The sequence below is a fragment of the Prevotella sp. CAG:592 genome (assembly GCF_000436015.1).
GTDB lineage: Bacteria > Bacteroidota > Bacteroidia > Bacteroidales > Bacteroidaceae > Prevotella > Prevotella pectinovora.
On record NZ_FR892572.1, the window covers coordinates 44,105 to 62,293 of the forward strand.

The following is an 18,189-nucleotide window of genomic DNA, read 5'->3' on the forward strand; positions in this document are numbered from 1 at the left end:
TGAACTCCAGCGAATTCCACGACCCTCAGTATAAGAACAGCAACTTCGTGCTTGCCGACCTGAAGAGGGAGAGATGGGACGCTAAGGAAGTGACCTTCGGTGCCTACAAGCTGAACGAAAGTCAAGTGACGTCGCTCTCTACAAATACGGAGACAAAGGTGACTCTAACCGACGACAAGCTGCGCGAACTGGACAAGCAGATAGTGAAGATCTACAAGTCGAAACACGGCAGCAAGAGCAACGAGACGGCTGAAAACAAGGAGACCCAGAACGCTAACGACTCCGTGGAACAGAAGTCTGCTAACGCCTATAATGCTGAATGCATTCATGTTCAGGGCAACACGATATATATGGGCATGAACTCGGCTACTCCTGAAATCGGCGACGTGAGAGTGACTTACAAGCAGTGTGATCCGGGCGACGTGTCGGTCATCGCAGTGGTGAACGGCAACACATTCTCTAACTATACGGCAAAGAACGGCAAGCAGCTGTCGGTAATCAGACAGGGTGTGCAGACTGCCGACCAGATGTTCACCGAGCAGCACGAGGGCAACAGCATGCTGACTTGGGTGCTCCGCGTAATCGGCGTGCTGCTCGTAATCTCCGGTCTGCGCGGCATACTGGGCATCGCAGAGACTCTGCTGAAGGTGATACCTTTCGTGGCAAACATCTTCGCATTAGGAGTATCGCTCATCTGCGGCGTATTGGGCTTTGCATGGTCTGTAACAATCATCGCACTGGCATGGCTGTTCTATCGTCCGCTCACAGGAATCCTGCTCCTGGCTATAGTGGGAGCCGTGATTTTCGCCTTCTCTGCGAAGGGCAAAAAGCTGATTGCAGAGAAATTGAATACAAAACGCAACTAATGCAGCGAAGCCCATCGGCTGGCTGATATAGGATGGGATAAAAAGGAACCAATACTAAAAATTAATAATAACGCATGTATAAAGGAGCAGGGATCCACGGGATCAAAGAAGAAAAGAGTAAAGGATAAAAGGTTTAGGAATAAATATAGTATATAAGTTTGACATTAAGACTCCCACGGATCCTTGCTCCCACTACATGCTCAACATGATAACTAAAAACGAATTGACAATTATGAGAAAGTTTTTTTTGATGGCATTAGCCTTACTATCGCTCAGCCTCACATCATGCTCAAAAGATGATGACGGCACTGACAAGCCTAACAGCGGAACAAACACGGGCGGAACAAACACGGGCGGAACGAACAATGGCGGTTCATCGGCAAATGACCCGGGAGCGAACCTCGACGGCACACCGGGAGAAGTGGACACCACACCGCGCACAGAGACCTTCACTTTCAACGCCCTGCCAAAGAACCTGGCGGAAATGAAAGCTCTGCCCGAGGCGTCGCTCAACACTCCTCACAAGACGGCTGCTCTGTGTGTGGCTGCCCTGTGTAACATCAACAACGACCTCAACGCCACATGGGAGATGCTGGAATACCTGAACGGTCCGACACAGTGGTCGCAGTCGCAGAAGGAGCTCGTGAACAGGAGGCTGCTGAAATCGAAGGACAACAAGAGTTATATCACTTACGCCTTCTTCGACGGTGCGACACCCGCCAACAGCTACACGCCGACAATGCCGTACACCATCAAGGTGACTTCTGACAAGAACTCGTTCAGCGAGGACGGCGGCTACAAATGGGCAAAGGTGTATCTGCACAGCGGAGGCGCTGACTCGCCGGCTCCTATCACGATGAGATACAAGGAGTCTACGGGCAGATGGTTTGTAACCAACGTGATGATTGCCCTCACCGACATACGCACTCCGGCAGACAAAGACCCCTGGAAGTGACCAAGAAAACTATAACAACAACTTAAAACAATAAGACTATGAAGAAGAATATCATTATTGCTTCGCTTTTTGCGGGAGCGTTTCTGACGACAATGAGCTGTGGAAACAAGAAAGTGGACGGACCGAATCCTGACGCTGACTCTACAGAAGTGAATGAAGGTGACAAGGCAAAGGCTGGCAACGTGGACCCATGGCCATGGGACTTCCCGAGAGACGTGAAGGTGGACGTGGAGAAGGGACAGACCGTTCTTACGCCGTCTTACTATCAAGAGTATCTGCAAGAAGACAAGGATCTGTCTAAAAGGACCTACGTATTCTATAGTGCTGAAGTGACGGAACCTGGAGTGGGCAGCACAAAGGTGGATCACATCGGCAAAGAATATGATGTGCCTAATGCCCTGATTATACCTCTGCCATCAGACGCCACGGCAAAGGTAGGCGACATCCTGCTCACATGGTGGCAGTCAGGATCTGGCCTGAAGCGTGCCATCGTGACCGATGCCTCTGACCCTAAGGCTCCTACGGTGTCTTACCTCGACTTGTCTTGGTCTATAAAGAACGGAGAGGTGAAGAAATTCAAAGAGGACGAGAAGATTAAGCCCGGCACATTCAGAGTGCTGAAAGAAGGCGAATGGGCTCCTGGCATGCAGGTGGCATACGAAGAGGAAGGACAGAAGAAGGCGGGATACATCATCTCGCTTACAGACGACAAGGTGCTCATCTCTGGTTTTGCAGGCCACATCTACGTTGCCAAGCGCAGCGACTGTAAGCTCATCAGTCTGAAACCTTCGTTCAAACCTGGAGACAAGGTGTTCGGTGTATACGTAGATTCTTATGAGGATAAGTTTACAGTGAAGAAGTTTGACAAGAAGAACGGTAGGGTATGGTTGGAAGACAACCGCAACACAACGTGCATCAAGAACATACTTGAAGTCTCAAACAACCTGTAATCCAACTCACAAGAAGCAACATATTTTCAAACATAAATCATGTTCTTAGAAAGTGAGGTTCTGAAATCTTGTCGCACATTATAGATATAGCGCATACAGGATTATCCTGAACAACTCGCTAATGAATTGTCAACCGCCCCGTCACTCGTTGGGAGACCAACGACGATGGGGCGGTTTTTATCCGACACCGGTCATTAGGGTTTGCTTGGATATCGGTCATTAGGGTTTGCTTGGATTTTGACTTTTATCCCAAATTGCTCATTAGGCCGCTTGGAGTTTATATAACTACTGTATCATCAGCGGCGCAGCTTATGCCACTCCCCCACCGGGTCATGCTCCACCATGAATTGCTTCACTGTAATCCTGGCAATCTCCGGATCGAGCTTGTCGGTAGTAGTACTTGTGGCCTCCTCCACTTCTCCGTAGCATTCATTCACGAAGACATAATAATCTGCCTTGTCGGGGAACACGGAATATGTCCAATAAGAGACACACGGTCCTCCAGCCAACGCCGTCAGTCCTATCTTGCCGCCCTCTATCGACATGGAATAGAAAGCGAACTTCATTGGTGAGGTGTATGTCGTGATTGTCTTCACCTTGCCGTCGGTACTGTCCACGAAGAAAAAGCCTCCCGTTGCCTCATCCTCCGAAGCAAGGAAAACCACTTCGAGCCCCTCCGGCTTGTTTATCAGCGGCAGCGTGGTCCACTTGTCAAATGGTTGCTTGACGTTGGATTGCTGGTGGTCGTTGAACAGTCTCACCATCTCTTCGTATTGCTTCTTGGTGAACGGTTCGGCTGAAAGAGCCACACAGGTTTGCAGGAATGCAAAAATCATCAGTAACAATGCGCATCTTTTCATAATTCTTTCGTTTTTGTTATCGGTTAATATCTAATGTCACAAATGACCGGCAGACCATCAATCTCGTTTTTCATCAATTAGTGCGGCAGACTACCCTACTCTTCTGCAAATATAAGAAATTCATTGGAAAAGCACAATAACAATCCTGACTATTACACTTTTAGACACATAAAACAGCCAGATCATTACACTTTTCGACACATAAGAACAAATAAAGATTGAAAAGGAAGCGGGTTATTAAGATATTTTAAGTTCAAAACGGCAATCTGGGTTTGTTTGGAATATTCAACTCATATACTTTATTATTCCACTATTTGTCGTTATTTAGGAAAAAATGACTATTTTTGCAGACAAACAAGAGACGTACATATTACGACACTACTATCCTCGACAGACATAAAAGCATCAAGCTATGAAAAAAGACCAACTACGATACCTCTTCGCTATACTGTTGGCTATGCTAAACCTTACGGCATGCCAACGGCGAAACAATGCGTCTGAATCATACACCGAAAGCCAGCGGCTGCAGCTCGACACTTCAGCGATACGCAGCAAGAACATCGACTCGCTGACTGCACTCGTGAACAGATACAAGAAATCGGAAGAGCGCGACAAGGAGATGGCGGCATACGCCGAACTGGGTCACTGCTTCCTGAACGCCAACCGCTACACCAGTGCGATAGCGGCACACCAGCAGCAGCTCGAAATCGCCACAGAACTCGACGACACGCTGATGAGGGCTAGTGCTCTGAACGACCTGGGAGTGAACTACCGCAGAATGGGACTATACTACGATGCCCTGTCAAACCATCTCGCTGCCGTGGAGGTGAGCTCTCAGTCAATACAGGAGGCGAGATACAAATATCTGAAGTGTATGGCTATCGGATACAACGGATGCGGAAACTCGTATATGGCCGTGGGCCACTACCAGAAGGCTGACGAGATGCTGAGAAGAGCGCTCGCCATAGAGACGAGGCTGGGCAGCGACCTGGGAATGAACGTGGACTGCTCTAACCTGGGAATGGTGTTTGAGAAAAGGGGAATGATAGACTCCGCACGGATATACTACAACCGTGCCATGTATCACAGCAAGAAATGCAACTCGCGGACCGGAGTGGCATACTGCTACATGCATCTTGGAAGTCTGGAGATGAAAAAAAACAGGTATGAGAACGCCATAGAACTGTTCAGAAAATCAATGGGAACGATAAACCGCGACCGCGACGCATGGCTTTGGCTGCAACCTTGTTCGGCGCTCGCCGAGGCGTATGTGGCTGCAAACAAGCCGGACAGCGCATGGAAATATCTGGAGACTGTCAGAATGCAATCCAACGAAATCGGCACAAGGGAATATGACCCGAGAATACTGAAGATACTGTCGGAACTATACAAGAGCAACGGCAACTACCAGAAGGCACTCGACTGCTACGCCAGGGCAAAGAGCATAGAGGACAGCACGATGAACGCCAGAAACCTCTTTGAAATCGAAAAGCTGCACAGCGACCTGAACCAGAGGCAGAAGGAGAAGGACAGGATGCTGAACGAGCAGCACCTGAACGAGCAGAGGATGCAGAAAAGGATGCTTGCCGCCGCCGCCATACTGCTGCTCGGCATCACGCTGATGATGGCATACACACTGAAGGCAAGACGAAAATCGTTTGCCATGCAGCAACGATACATGAAGATGAAGGAGAACTTCTTCACCAACATCACCCACGAATTCCGCACACCGCTGACGCTGATCCTCGGTCTGAGCCACGACATGGCGAAGGACAAGAAGAACCTGGACGACGACAGCCGGAAGAAGATGATGACGATAGAGAAGCAGGGACGCAACCTGCTCATGCTCATCAACCAGATTCTCGACATTTCGAAGATAAAGTCGAACATCGGCAATCCGGAATGGACAAACGGAAACGTGTGTGCCTACGTGGAAATGATAGTGGAGGGATACAAGCCGTATGCCACAAACAAAGGAATCGCATTGCAGTATGTGGAGAAAAACCAGATGGCAATGGACTTCATACCCGACTACATAAGCAAGGTGATGAACAACCTGCTGTCAAACGCCATGAAGTTCACTCCCAAGTCGGGCAAGGTGAGCGTCATCACATGGTGTGCCGACAACATGTTCTATCTCGACGTCTGCGACACGGGCAGCGGAATAGAGGCTAACGCCCTGCAGCATATCTTCGAACCTTTCTATCAGTCGGAAAACGGAAAGGAATATATCGGCACCGGCATCGGACTGCCCATCGTGCAGTACGCAGTGAAGGCTCTCGGCGGAGAAATCAAGGTGGAGAGCAAGGTGGGATATGGCACGACATTCCATATCTGCATACCGGTAAAGAACAACGTGAAGCGGCATTTCGAGATGACGGCAGCACCTGTCATAGTGGAGAACACGGAGTCTGAAGACATGACGAAGCAGAATACCGACAAGAAGAGCGGAAAAGAATACACCGTGCTTGTGGTGGAAGACAACAGGAGCGTGGCACAGTATATCGGCGAACTGCTGGAGGACAGATATAACGTGCTGTATGCCGAGAACGGACAGGAGGGACTGGACAAGGCGAAGGACGCAATGCCTGACATCATCATGAGCGACGTGATGATGCCGGTGATGGACGGATATGAGATGTGCCGGAGACTAAGAGGCGACGAGAGCGTAGCGCATATACCTATAGTGATGGTAACGGCGAAGATTACCGACGAAGACAGGCTCTGCGGTCTTGAAGCCGGTGCCGACGCATATCTCACAAAGCCTTTCAACAGCAGCGAACTGCTGATCAGAGTGGACAAGTTGCTGGAACAGCGACGCAAGATTGCATCTGACATACGCCCCGACAGTGAAACAGAGGCCAAGAACGAAGAAAACACGATAGGAGACGAGGACCGCATATTCATAGCCAAGGTTACCGACGCCATATATGCCATGATAAGACAGAACAAATGTGCCGACGTGCGTTCGATATCTGCAACGGTATGTATGAGTCCGAGCCAGTTCTACCGCAAGATGAGCGACACCACAGGTCTCACCCCGGCGTCATTCATCCAGCGCGTCAAGGTGAGGAAAGCCTGCATGATGCTCGATGCCGACCCTACCTCTCTGCTCACCGACGTGGCTCTGCGTTGCGGTTTCAACGACTATTCCTCTTTCATCCGCGCCTTCCGCAACGTCTGCGGCATCACCCCGAAACAATACACCAGAAGCGAATCAGCAAGACCGGTGGTGTAGAGGGAAGTAGTTTTGGCGCAATATGTAATTGAGGAATTCGCTTCTTTATGCAGACTGAGATGGAAGAGATGTTACCACCAAAATTGACTAATAACCCAGAAATGCTCAAAAACTGTCAGATCATCTGGTTTTTTGCCATAACACTCTAACAAACAGACAGTTGACCGTCACCCGATTGTCAGCCAATTGTCTGGATGGTTGGCTGATGAAAGGAATTGTCATATCAGACGAAAGGAATTGTCAGCTGTGAGTAATTCAGTCTGCAGGAATTGCATGCGCTAGCAGAATCCAGAAAAACAGGAATATGGGTATTACAACATTAACTTATTGGTCAGACGTCTGACAGCAATTCTGCCCATCCGGGGCAAGCAGCGTGCCCCTGATGAGAAAGCAGCGTACCCCTGTTGGGCAAGCGTCGTGCCCATTTTTGTTCAAGTACGCTTGTCTACTGTCTGGCGGATATGTTTTCATCTTTGAAAATATAAATCAAAAGAACTATCCGAGCCACTTGCACGAGACGTGTAGGTGGCTTTTCCTTTTATATATAATAATGTCTCCGCCCTCTATTTTCCAAAATCCCCAAATCGGCCGTTTGGGCAAAAAGCGACAAGGGCTAAAATATTGCAACGCAATATCCTAACCCTTGTATTGTCGGGATGACTGGACTCGAACCAGCGACCTCACGCCCCCCAGACGCGTGCGCTAACCAACTGCGCTACATCCCGAAACCTTGCGCATGAAAGGCGTTTGCCTTTTTAGCGACTGCAAAAATAGTCACTATTTGCGAGATTACAAAACTTTTCCGTGAGTTTTTGCTTTTATAACCACAATCAATTTATGAATATGGCTTATTCCACATAATCAATCTTCAGCACTACTACGCGCAACGACTGGTCAGAGAATGGTGTTTTCACCTTTGCTATGTGCCAGTCGGAAGGGAAACAGATGACGAAACGCTTTGGAGTGGATGTGAAGAAATGAGACTTCTCGGGAATGTAATCGTAGCGTATCACATCTTTCTCCTCACTATATTCGCAGTTGGGAGTAGAGGTGTTGTGGTCGAGAAGCATAAAGCCCTCCGAGCCCTTAACTACATACATGAAGTCTATTTTCTTGCGGTGGGATTCTGACTTGCGCTTTTCCAGCGGTTCGTTCTTGCTGTCTTCTATGGATGCACGGATGTTGGTGCCCGGTATCATGAGTTTCCCTTTGGGGATATTCAGCAGATCGGTTTCAGCGAGCCATTTGAAGGCTGCATCCCATTGAGCCTTGTTCTTGTGATACTGCGCATAGAACTCCTGCAGGTTTACCGTGGCATCAGGCATGGCGTCGAATCCGTTTTTCCATTCTCCCTCTGCCACCCATGCAGCGGCTTTCTTCTTCGACACCTCCTTTGATTTGTTGCGCGCCTCAATTCCCTGCGCCGTGATTGCGATGAGCAGCAGGGAGAGGATGATTCTCAGACTTGTTGATTTCATTTGTGAGTAGTTTTACAGTTTGTTCTTTATCTGTGTTTACCGTTTTGTACCGAACAAGTGATTCATTTTTATATACTGCGCCACTTGTGGCGGCATGAGGTTGTCTGCCGGTTTCCCCTCACTGAGCAGAGTCCTTATCTCGGTGCTGCTCACATTGAAGAGTCCGGTGTCCACCAGTTTCACGTTGTGTGGCAGACTGTCGGCATCGATGTATGACCCCTGTCGCGGATATACTGCAATCTCATAGTCAGCCAATATTTCTTTGTAGCCATACCATCTGTCGAAACATTCCCAATTGTCGGCACCTATTATCAGCACGAACTTCCTGTCGGGATAGTCATGGCGTATGGCATTGAGGGTATGTAGTGTGTACGACGGTTTGGGAAGTCTGAACTCATAGTCTGAGGCTATAAGCCCCGGTTCTCCTTCGAGGGCGAGCCTCACCATGTTCAGTCTGTCGACATCGGGCAGAAGCGAACCGGAGTTCTTCAGAGGATTGTGTGGTGAAACCATGAACCACACCTCATCGAGCCTGTCGAGCTGCATGATGCGCTTTGCCAGAGCTATATGTCCGTTATGGATGGGATTGAACGACCCACCGAAGATACCTGTCCTCTTTTCTGACATATTGTGTCTTTTCTGATATGGGTATATGAAAAACAGGGTATTACCCCTGTCTTTCTGTTAGTTAGTATGTTTCACTCTTGTCACACTTACCAATCGGTCATTAGGGCCGGCTTGGATTTTTGCTTTTTAGAAGAGTGGATTCTGCTTAGCTATTTTGCTATGAACGAGCTCACCATTGAGAGAGCCTCCTGCTCGGCGGTCTGCAAGTCGTCGTTGACCACCACATGGTCGAACTTGTCGGCAAACGAGAGTTCGAACTCCGCACGCTTGATACGGTCTTCTATCACCTCCGGCGCATCGGTTCCCCTGCCGGTGAGACGCTTTCGCAGCTCCTCCACAGACGGCGGCTGGATGAAAAGGCTCAGTGCCTTGTCGCCATAATATTTCTTGATGTTGCAGCCACCCTTCACGTCAACGTCGAGCACCACATTCTCTCCTTTTTCGAGCTGTTTCTCCACCTGCGCCTTCAGTGTGCCATAGAATCGATCGGCATACACCTCCTCGTATTCCAGGAATTCCTCGTTGGCGATGCGCTGTCTGAACTCCTCTGGAGTGACGAAGAAGTATTCCACTCCGTCCTTCTCCGTTCCTCTTGGCTGTCGGCTGGTGCATGAGATGCTGAAAGCGAGGTTCAGTTCCTTGTGCTCGTTCATCAGCCAGTTTATGATGGTGCTCTTTCCGCTGCCGCTCGGTGCGGAGAAGATTATTACTTTTCCTTGCATTGCTTGTTGTTTTTTTACAGTGAAACAGATTACAGTCAGAGTCCAGAATATATGTTACAGGGCGTTGAGCACCTGCTCCTTTATCTGCTCCAGTTCATCTTTCATCTTCACCACGATGTTCTGCATCTCGGCGTTGTTGCTCTTGCTGCCGGTGGTGTTTATCTCGCGTCCCATCTCCTGGGCTATGAATCCGAGCTTCTTGCCCACTCCCTGAGTCTCCTCCATCGTCTCGCGGAAGTATTTCAGATGGTTGGCAAGTCTCTGCTTCTCCTCGCTGATGTCGAGTTTCTCGATATAATATATGAGTTCCTGCTCCAGACGGTTCTTGTCGTATTCCACCTCGGGGATTGATTTCAGTCCGTCGATGATTCGTGAGCGGATTTTCTCCACCCTCGCCTTCTCAAACGGTTCGATGCTTTCGAGCAGGGCAGCGATATTGTCAATTTTCTCGCTGAACTTCCTCTGGAGAGCCGCTCCCTCCTGCATACGGAATTCGGTGAGCTTTCCGAGAGCCTCATTGATGGCTTTGGTAGCAGCTTCCCATTCCTCGTCGGTGAGAGTCTCCGTTTCTGTCTTCGTCAGCACATCGGGCATTCTCATCAGCGTGGCGAGCCAGTCGGCAGGTTCCGGTATGTTGTTCTTCTGTATAATATCCTTTATCTGCTTGTAGTAGCCTGCCACGAGCGCTCCGTTCACGGGTGTGGCATCCACCACGGTATCCTTCTCAATCCAGATGCTGAAGTCCACTTTGCCTCGTGTGAGAGCCTGCGACACCATCTGTCGTATCTGCATTTCCTTTTCGCGATAGATTGGCGCTATTCGTGTTGAGAGGTCGAGAGTCTTGCTGTTAAGCGACTTCACCTCAACGTTTATTTTCTTTTCTCCGTATTCCACTACAGCCTTGCCGTAGCCAGTCATTGATTGTATCATGCTTTTATGAATATTAATTGTGCAAAATTACACATTTATTCGTAAATACGTCTATGTGGCGTGTTGTTTTTATCTTCAAGCCGGTCTGCAGACATTATGCACGGACTATGCCAGCAAATAGCCCACGAGCAGCGAACCGTTGTATATCAGCAGGAATGCCGTGATGATGCCCAGCAGCGCCCGGAGCGCAAGGAGCCTTCTGCCCTCAGCCTTCTTCATGGCAAAGGCTATGGCGATTGGGATTATGAACAGCCAGTGTGCTCCCATGATATATACCTCGTTGAGACCGAAGCCGAGAATCACATGTACGGTGAAGTCTATACCGAAGCCCAGGAGTGCCATCCACAGGAAGCGGCTCTTCCTGCCACACCATATTCCAAAGAGGAACAGCAATACGATGGCAGCCTCTACGATATAGTTGACGACATTCCGGTAGCTTACGAACACGGGGCGGTCGCGCAGTGTGTCGCCCAGCAGGTAGTCCTGATGCAGCTGTATCGTCTCTCCGAAGACATTGTCTACAAGCGACTGCCAGCGTGGTGTCGTCATGTCGGTGTATTGCAGCATTCCCTTCTTCACCAGCGGTTTGCCCTTGTGGGCATTCCATGGCAGCTTCTGGTCTTTCCTGTATTTGGCGAGAATCCGCTTGTTGTCCCACACCTTGAAAGCCTTCTCAGCCTCAGCGGAGTCCATGATTGTGGTGGTGTCCATGAAGGCGGCATGGTTCTTTGCCCATTCTCTTTCGCTCGCCTTCTTCACGTCTGCCCTTCGCTGCTGCTCCACGGGCAGACGGTAATATCTGTATTCCGCATCCGACAGATACCACATTCCGGCACATGGTATGGCGATAGCGAAGATGAGGTATTTGGGACGGAAGAATCTCTTGCCCTCCACAAAGAGAGCGTCGATGACGATCTTCGCACCGTTGCTCAGCGTCGTACCGGCTGTAAATATGAACATGAGCACCGCCTGCCATCCGTTGAGCCGTTTCTTGTCGCGGATCTTCACTCCACAGACATAGAGCGCCATGAGCAGCATGAACATCGACGGTGCGAAATGGTCGGGCACGATGAATGTCAGCATTATATACGCGCAGCTGAACAGGAATCCGCTGAGCAGTGCGGCATCGGTGTTTCTCAGTCCGATGATGTCGCGGCATATCCTCATCATGAATATGAAGGAATAGAACATGAGGAAGAGCAGTATCAAGGCGATGATAAACTGCACGAGATTCAGTCCGGTGAGGTCCATCAGCGCCGTGTTCAGCAGATACAGCGGATATACGAAGAATGCGAGCAGAGGATGCCGGTGTATGTCGTATTTAGGTCCCCACGTGCTCAACACCACATACGTGATAGGGTCGAATCCCGACACGCTGAACTTCTTGATGAAGTTTTTCCAGAACGCCACGTGCACTTTGGAGAACGAGTCGTAGTAGCGCATTATTATCAGGGCGTTGAGGATGATGTAAACGGCGAGAGCCGAGAGAGAAGGTATCACCTCGTTTTTCTTCACTCTGAACATCCTGCCTATCTGTATGAAGATATTCTTCAGTTCTTTTATCGGATTTGTCATGCTATGCTGTTTCTTGTTTTGTCTTTTTGGTGTATTGTCGTGTTATCTGAACGGTATATTGTCGCGTTATCTGAACGGTTTATAGAATCCCTCGTCGGCAAAGTCGAGCATTGCGATGTCGCCGCTGCTGTCGCCAAACGCCGTAAGGAAGTAGCTCTTGCGGTCGGGATGCAGGGCGAGTATCCGTCTCACCTTCTCCTTGCCGCGGCAGTTGGCAGATAGGAAACGCCCCGTCAGGTTGCCTTCCTTCACTTCTATCCTGGTGCAGAATATCTCTATGCCGGGAAATTCCCTGAAAAACGGCGCCACCCAGTTGTTGATGCTCGCACTCACTATCATCACCGTGGAGTCGGGTTCTGCCATCGCCTCCCTCACCCTCTCGACGCCTTTCGGGCGCAGGATGTGTGAATGTGTGGCGGCAAAGCGTTCACACAGGTTGTCGAACATGCTCTCCGGCATATTCTGGAAATAGTATGCGAAGATGCTTTCCTTCACTTTTCCGCTGTCAGCCAGTTTCAGTTTCATGGCTATCAGCAGATGTATATGCAGTGCGAAACATTTCAGAAACTCTTTCCATCCTTTTGCAAACAGCAGGAAGGCTATCAGCGAGTCGCGTTTCGTCAGTGTTCCGTCGAAATCGAATGCGTAGATGTTCTTCATCTCTTCTTATTTTTTTAAATGCCTGGAATGTCACGCCGCTAAAACACGTATATTATGAGCAGGAACGCCAGCAGCCACAGCGCCACCACAATCTGCATCATCCTGTCGCGCAGCATCGTCTTGGTAGGGTCGCCACTCTTGTTGTCAACGAGTGTGAGCTGGAGATACCTCAGTATGCCGAGCAATACGAACACTGTGGTGAGATACAGATAGCGTGTGCCTATCCTCTTTTCCACCTCCGGCGACACGGTATACATAATATAGCATACGAGAGTCACCGTTGCCGTGATGGTGATTGCCTGGTTTATGAATTCCAGGTTGTATCGAATGGTGTTCTTCCGCGGCGCATGACCGGTTTCGTTCATCCTCACCACATCGTCGCGTCGCTTTGCCAGAGAGAGGAACAGCGTGAGCAGGAATGTCATGAGCACAATCCAGTTGCTCAGTTCTATACACGTGGCAAGTCCTCCTACGAGCAGCCTCAACACAAAACCGAACGCTATCACGCATACGTCCACTATTGCGAATCTCTTCAGCCACAGACAGTAGGCGATGTTCAGCAGGAAATACGTTCCAAGTGCCGCAGCCACTCCCATTGCCTGTTCGCCGATAAGCGTCGCGAGTCCGAAACTCAGCGCCACCATCATTGCCATGCAGACATATCCCTGTTTCACGCTCACCTTGCCCGACGCTATCGGCCGGTTGCGTTTCACGGGATGACGTCGGTCGTCCTCCACGTCGATGATGTCGTTAAGACAGTATATCGACGAGGCTATGAAACTGAACGCCAGCGCCGCTATCAGCGAGGCTATGATGTCAGTGGAATCGAGAAGGCTGCCGCCGAAGAACAGCGGTACCATCACGAAGACATTCTTTATCCACTGGTGTGGACGGATTATGGATAGTATGTTCTTTATGTTCATTACGAAAGCTCTTGATGTTGTATGTTCTTGATGGCCATTGCAAAAGCCATTTGATGGTCATTGCAATATTCTGAATACCCTGCAGCCCATCACCTTTTCGATTATCCAATGCAGCAGGTATGCCACCGGCGTTGATATCACGATTACCAACAGTGCCGTAACGCAATATCCGAGCTTGTATTGCTGCAGCGGCAGCATGACGAACTGTATGTGAATGAGATATATCTCAAGACTAATAGTGCCGAGCATGGTCAGCACCCGGTTTATATTCTTCGGCATGACGGCTATGAGCTTGCATTCCAGCAGCAATGCCGTGACGGTGAGCGGTATGTAGACGATGCGCTCCATGAACAGCGGAAACCTTCTGTGGCCGATATATTCCAGTTGCAGACATAGCCAGAGGCTCATGACAAAGATGATGACTATCATCCAGATGCTGCCTTTCTCCAGTGTCCGCTTTTCCATCACCCATTTCCCGGCGTTTATGCCGATGAAAAATATCGGTATGCGGCTGAAGAAGATCTCCAGATGTCCCACACTGTTGTGTATCAGCGGCACATAGCGCACCATAGCCGCCAATATTATGAATGCCACAGGCAGCCAGCGGTAAGTGGGCCGCTCACGCACAAGTTCCATATATCCCGGAGCGAAGATATACAGCATCATCGTTGCCGGAACATACCAGAAGGTAAGGTCGTCAATGCGCCAGAAACTCCAGTTGAACAACACGTTGGCAATCAGATTGGGGATATCAGGACTATAGCCGCTGCCGGGAGCCTCAACGTATTTGCCGATATAGAATACCGACGCCACGATGATCCATACGGGATAGATCCGCTTGTAGCGGTGCTTGAAGAAGCGTATCGTTGCCTGGCGGATTCCCATTGCCCCGTTGCCGTCGAGTTTCTTTCCCAGTCGCGAACGGGTCCATGAGAACCACAGTCCCATACCGCTTACAAACAGGAACATGTCCACACCGATGTTTCCCAGCCTTCGGAGCGGATAGAAGAAATTGCTCTGCGGCATTCCTATATGAAACAAGATGACGAACAGAATGGCGAGTCCCATCAGTTCGCCACGGTATTTGCTCAGATCCTCAAACTTGACCATCTATTCAACAATGATTTGAATGTTAGAAAAATTATCGTATTCAGCGTGTCATCATTGCGCTGCCCGCCATGTGGCACTTTGACACGGCAGGCACCGTCAGCAGCGTTAGCATCAGATGCTTTTTGGCTTGGGTATGAACTTCAGCAGCTTCATGAACAGCCATGCGCAAAGGACAGACGCCACGAGATATACCACTATTCCCGTGAACACCTGTCCACGGCGCGACATCGGTATTATGATTTCCCTGAGAACAGGGTGTACGACAAAGAGCGACGATGATATCACTCCTGTCCACATACATGGTTTCAAAGCCCATTCGGGCAGGAGTTTGAACGTAGACACCGCTCCTATGACGATGAATGCCGGTACCCACAGCCATGAATGGAAATTGAAGCTTCCCCAGAACACCACCGCCGCCGACACCACCGCCAGAGCGGCATAGGCGCCCTTCGGCAACAGTCTGCCATGGCGGGCATACAGCATTCCCATGCCGAACGGCAGCATTCCTCCTATGAAATTGTATCTGATGCGGTTGAGAGAGTCCCAACTGCCATACATCTCCGGCGAGAACACCGTCTGCAGAATCCAGCATACGGAGATGAGCGCTATCGTGTAAGCCGACTTGCGGCGGTATAACAGCAAGCGGTATACGATATACAGCTGCATGGTGAGTCCGAAATACCAGTATGGTCCCGGCTTGATGATATGGTCGGGATCGGGCAGGATGTTGATATACATGAACAGCTGCGCCACTACCCTGCCCACGGTATATCCATGATAGCCATGAGGGTCGAGATAGCTCACTACGGCGAAGGCGATGTATCCGAGGAACATGAGCCGGAGCAGCTTGGCATAGTTATACCAGACGAACGGCAGTATCCGCGTTTCCTTGTCCTTGTTCTTGTATTCATATTTCATCACCAGTCCGAAGCCGCTGATGAAGAGGAACACCGGCACTCCATAATGTCCGAAGAACGACAGTATGTGCACGAACAGATAATGGTTGAGCGAACAGAGCCTGTCCAGCATCATCATCGGTTTTTCTGCATCGAAAGTATACTCGTTCTCCTTCACGGCGAACCCCAGGAAGTGACAGTAGTTATGCAGAATGATGCCGAGGATGGCAATGCCTCTCAGCGCCTTCGATTCCGCTATGCTCAGTAATTGTTGCTTGTTCATCTGCTATGTTTCTTTATGCCCCTTCGGGCTTTCTTCTTGTCTTTCTTGTCCTTGGAGTTCTTCTTCGCTTCTTCATCCTCCTTCTCCTTTTCCTCTTTCTCCTGAGCCATCAGCTCGTCGTAGTCGGCTTTCCCCTTGAGAATTCTTTTCCTCTTGGCGTTATACTTGTCGCTGAGGATATTCAGTTCGTCGCGGTATTGCGGACAGCTGATGCCGGCGAGGTCGAGCAGCAGATACGGCAGGGCGTCGGTCATATACGGACGCTTCCTGCTTGCCTTCACGCTTCTCCATATTTCCGGATGCGTGGCTCTGTATTTTCTTGACGCCCATATCCACATCGGTATTTCAAACTCGGCATGGGCGAGTCGTGGCGTCACCTGGGCTGAGTGCATTCTTCCGTAGAAGTGTGCTCCGTCGTAGCACTCCTCACCGTGGTCGGGCACGTAGATGACGATAGCATCCTGATTTCTGAACTTGTCCACAATTGCCTTCACGATACTGTCGTTGTAAAGCGTGGCGTTGTCGTATTCGGCAAGTGCCGTACGCTCCTTGTCGTTCAGCTCAGGGCGCAGATCCTTGTAGTAGTCCTTGTCAAACTTCTTCTGCACCTTCGGGCTGCGGCTCTTGTAGTCCACATGCTGTCCTTTCAGGTGGAAGATTATCAGCTGTGGCTTTCCTTCTCCCTCGCCCTTCAGCTTCTCGTAGTTGTGGAGCAGTCCGTTGTCGAAGCGGTAGAGCGTTGTGTTGCGGGTGTCAAACTGTGCTTTGCTCAGCACTTCGTCATTGAGGAAAAATCCTCCGCTGAAGTCATACACCGCCTCCTTGGCTTGCGGCAGGAACTGGTTTGTCATGAACGTGACATGATAACCTGCCTTTCTGAACACCTCGGGGAAGAGCGGATAGTCACACCATTCGCCTTTGTCTCCCACCGTGTATAGCGAGAATATATGCTTGAACACGAAACTCGTGAGATTCCATGGCGACACCACGTCGGTAAACGGCACCAGTTCGCCTCTTCTTCTCATCTTCACCTGTCGCGGAGTGTTCGGCGTTTTGTATCCGTAGAGTTGTGAGTGGTTGCGGTTGTAGCTCTCTCCTATGATAAGCACGATGTTGCGTGATTTGAAAGAACAGCTGTCCACCTTCACCTCGTTGAGACTCTCCTTGAGTTTCACGAGCTGCTTTGCCGTCAGTTCGTTGGCATAAAGACTGAACGCCAGTCTGTATATCGGTTGATATTGCACGGCATGCGGCTTCTTTGTCAGTTCATGCTCCACATCGCCGATGTTGTCATACGACATCAGCCTGTGGTACAGCACCTTGTTTTCCCAACACAGGTTGCCATACGAGAAGAAGAGTATCACGGCTGCCAGTCCCAGCGAAGCGCTTGCGTATGGCGCCATAATCAGGAATTTCTCCTTCACCTCTCTTGCTGTCTGCAGCAGGTTCTCGTTCTCAGCCAATTTGCTTTTTGCCCATCGCCACACCTTCTTTGAGAATGCGGCATAGAGGATATGCAACAGCATGAGCAGCAATACCAGTCCGACGCTGCTTCCGAGCAGGTCGAGACTGAGATACGACTGCAGGAATTCCGTGGCTTCATCTCCGTTTGTCTCCCCCACGAGCAGCAGCATCGTTGGAGTGAGAGTGGAGTCGAACCTCACGAAGCAGTAGAGGTCTACCACTGCCGTGGCGTATGCCAGGACATAGAAAAACGGTCTTATCCATCTCCTCACCTTTTGTGGTATCACGGCGAGGACGACACACAGGAGGTAGACGTCGAAGAACAGTTCCTCCCATGCCAGACTGTATAGTTCACCCTTCTTTGGTATGACGGCATACGCACATATCATACCCAGAATGTACATCGTCACGAAGAAGGCGGAGTTGCGCCTTATCGGAAGCAGACCCAAGGACAATATCTTGCCCAGTTTTATCAGAAAACCCATTTGTTTCTTATTGCCTTAGTGCATGAAACCCAACCAGCGCAGCACATCATTAAGATTTGCCACCACCATGAGTAATATCAATATCGTGAAGCCCACGTATTCTGCCCTCAACAGGAACTTCTCGCTTGGAGCGCGTCCTGTCACCATTTCATATATGAGGAAGAGCA

At 49.9% G+C, this 18,189-nt stretch carries 15 protein-coding genes, 1 tRNA gene and 1 pseudogene; 4 read left to right on the plus strand and 13 right to left on the minus strand.

The genetic code is table 11. From position 1 onward, the window contains the following. The 3 genes from QVO99_RS05725 to QVO99_RS05735 form a co-directional block, all read left to right on the plus strand. Positions 1 to 866 (plus strand): TMEM43 family protein (locus tag QVO99_RS05725; RefSeq protein ID WP_288176983.1); only part of this gene is annotated, 866 nt, incomplete at its 5' end. 232 nt (positions 867 to 1,098) lie between these two features. After that, entirely contained in the window at positions 1,099 to 1,821 is a 723-nt protein-coding gene (locus tag QVO99_RS05730) for a DUF6935 domain-containing protein (protein WP_022316648.1), read from the plus strand. Positions 1,822 to 1,859: 38 nt separating this feature from the next. Then, positions 1,860 to 2,771, plus strand: coding sequence for a hypothetical protein (locus QVO99_RS05735; protein WP_022316649.1), 912 nt, complete (start codon positions 1,860 to 1,862; stop codon positions 2,769 to 2,771). A 296-nt stretch (positions 2,772 to 3,067) separates the two neighbouring features. On the opposite strand, the gene QVO99_RS05740 is transcribed toward QVO99_RS05735, so the two are convergent. Next, positions 3,068 to 3,631: a hypothetical protein gene (locus QVO99_RS05740; RefSeq protein WP_022316650.1), complete on the minus strand. Its 564-nt coding sequence runs from the start codon at positions 3,629 to 3,631 to the stop codon at positions 3,068 to 3,070. 412 nt (positions 3,632 to 4,043) lie between these two features. Between QVO99_RS05740 and QVO99_RS05745 the strand changes: the two genes are divergently transcribed. Then, entirely contained in the window at positions 4,044 to 6,869 is a 2,826-nt protein-coding gene (locus QVO99_RS05745; RefSeq protein WP_022316651.1) for a hybrid sensor histidine kinase/response regulator transcription factor, read from the plus strand. A 651-nt stretch (positions 6,870 to 7,520) separates the two neighbouring features. On the opposite strand, the gene QVO99_RS05750 is transcribed toward QVO99_RS05745, so the two are convergent. From QVO99_RS05750 to QVO99_RS05805, 12 genes and pseudogenes are all read right to left on the minus strand, one after another. Next, positions 7,521 to 7,594 (minus strand) — tRNA-Pro (locus tag QVO99_RS05750). Between the two features lie 123 nt (positions 7,595 to 7,717). Beyond that, positions 7,718 to 8,347: a YhcH/YjgK/YiaL family protein gene (locus tag QVO99_RS05755; RefSeq protein WP_022316652.1), complete on the minus strand. Its 630-nt coding sequence runs from the start codon at positions 8,345 to 8,347 to the stop codon at positions 7,718 to 7,720. A gap of 36 nt (positions 8,348 to 8,383) precedes the next feature. Then, the gene (nadD, locus tag QVO99_RS05760; RefSeq protein WP_022316653.1) at positions 8,384 to 8,974 is read right to left on the minus strand and encodes a nicotinate (nicotinamide) nucleotide adenylyltransferase; all 591 of its coding nucleotides are present in this window, start codon (positions 8,972 to 8,974) and stop codon (positions 8,384 to 8,386) included. Between the two features lie 149 nt (positions 8,975 to 9,123). After that, positions 9,124 to 9,696: a guanylate kinase gene (gene gmk, locus QVO99_RS05765; protein ID WP_022316654.1), complete on the minus strand. Its 573-nt coding sequence runs from the start codon at positions 9,694 to 9,696 to the stop codon at positions 9,124 to 9,126. A 54-nt stretch (positions 9,697 to 9,750) separates the two neighbouring features. Next, the gene (locus QVO99_RS05770) at positions 9,751 to 10,626 is read right to left on the minus strand and encodes a YicC/YloC family endoribonuclease (RefSeq protein WP_288176984.1); all 876 of its coding nucleotides are present in this window, start codon (positions 10,624 to 10,626) and stop codon (positions 9,751 to 9,753) included. Between the two features lie 105 nt (positions 10,627 to 10,731). Continuing rightward, a complete protein-coding gene (locus QVO99_RS05775; RefSeq protein WP_022316656.1) occupies positions 10,732 to 12,201 on the minus strand; it encodes a DUF6080 domain-containing protein in 1,470 nt (489 codons plus the stop codon). Positions 12,202 to 12,267: 66 nt separating this feature from the next. After that, a complete protein-coding gene (locus tag QVO99_RS05780; RefSeq protein ID WP_022316657.1) occupies positions 12,268 to 12,861 on the minus strand; it encodes an HAD family hydrolase in 594 nt (197 codons plus the stop codon). Positions 12,862 to 12,899: 38 nt separating this feature from the next. Then, a complete protein-coding gene (locus tag QVO99_RS05785; protein ID WP_022316658.1) occupies positions 12,900 to 13,784 on the minus strand; it encodes a decaprenyl-phosphate phosphoribosyltransferase in 885 nt (294 codons plus the stop codon). Positions 13,785 to 13,841: 57 nt separating this feature from the next. Further along, entirely contained in the window at positions 13,842 to 14,894 is a 1,053-nt protein-coding gene (locus QVO99_RS05790; RefSeq protein ID WP_022316659.1) for an acyltransferase family protein, read from the minus strand. Positions 14,895 to 15,005: 111 nt separating this feature from the next. After that, positions 15,006 to 16,073, minus strand: a complete 1,068-nt coding sequence (locus tag QVO99_RS05795; RefSeq protein ID WP_022316660.1) for an acyltransferase family protein — start codon at positions 16,071 to 16,073, stop codon at positions 15,006 to 15,008. Next, positions 16,070 to 18,022 carry a phosphoethanolamine transferase gene (locus QVO99_RS05800; protein ID WP_022316661.1) on the minus strand — a complete coding sequence of 651 codons (1,953 nt, stop codon included), beginning with the start codon at positions 18,020 to 18,022 and terminating at the stop codon, positions 16,070 to 16,072. Before QVO99_RS05800 ends, QVO99_RS05795 begins: the two co-directional genes overlap by 4 nt. 15 nt (positions 18,023 to 18,037) lie before the next feature. Next, positions 18,038 to 18,189, minus strand: a pseudogene (locus tag QVO99_RS05805) (RIP metalloprotease RseP); the annotation flags it as partial.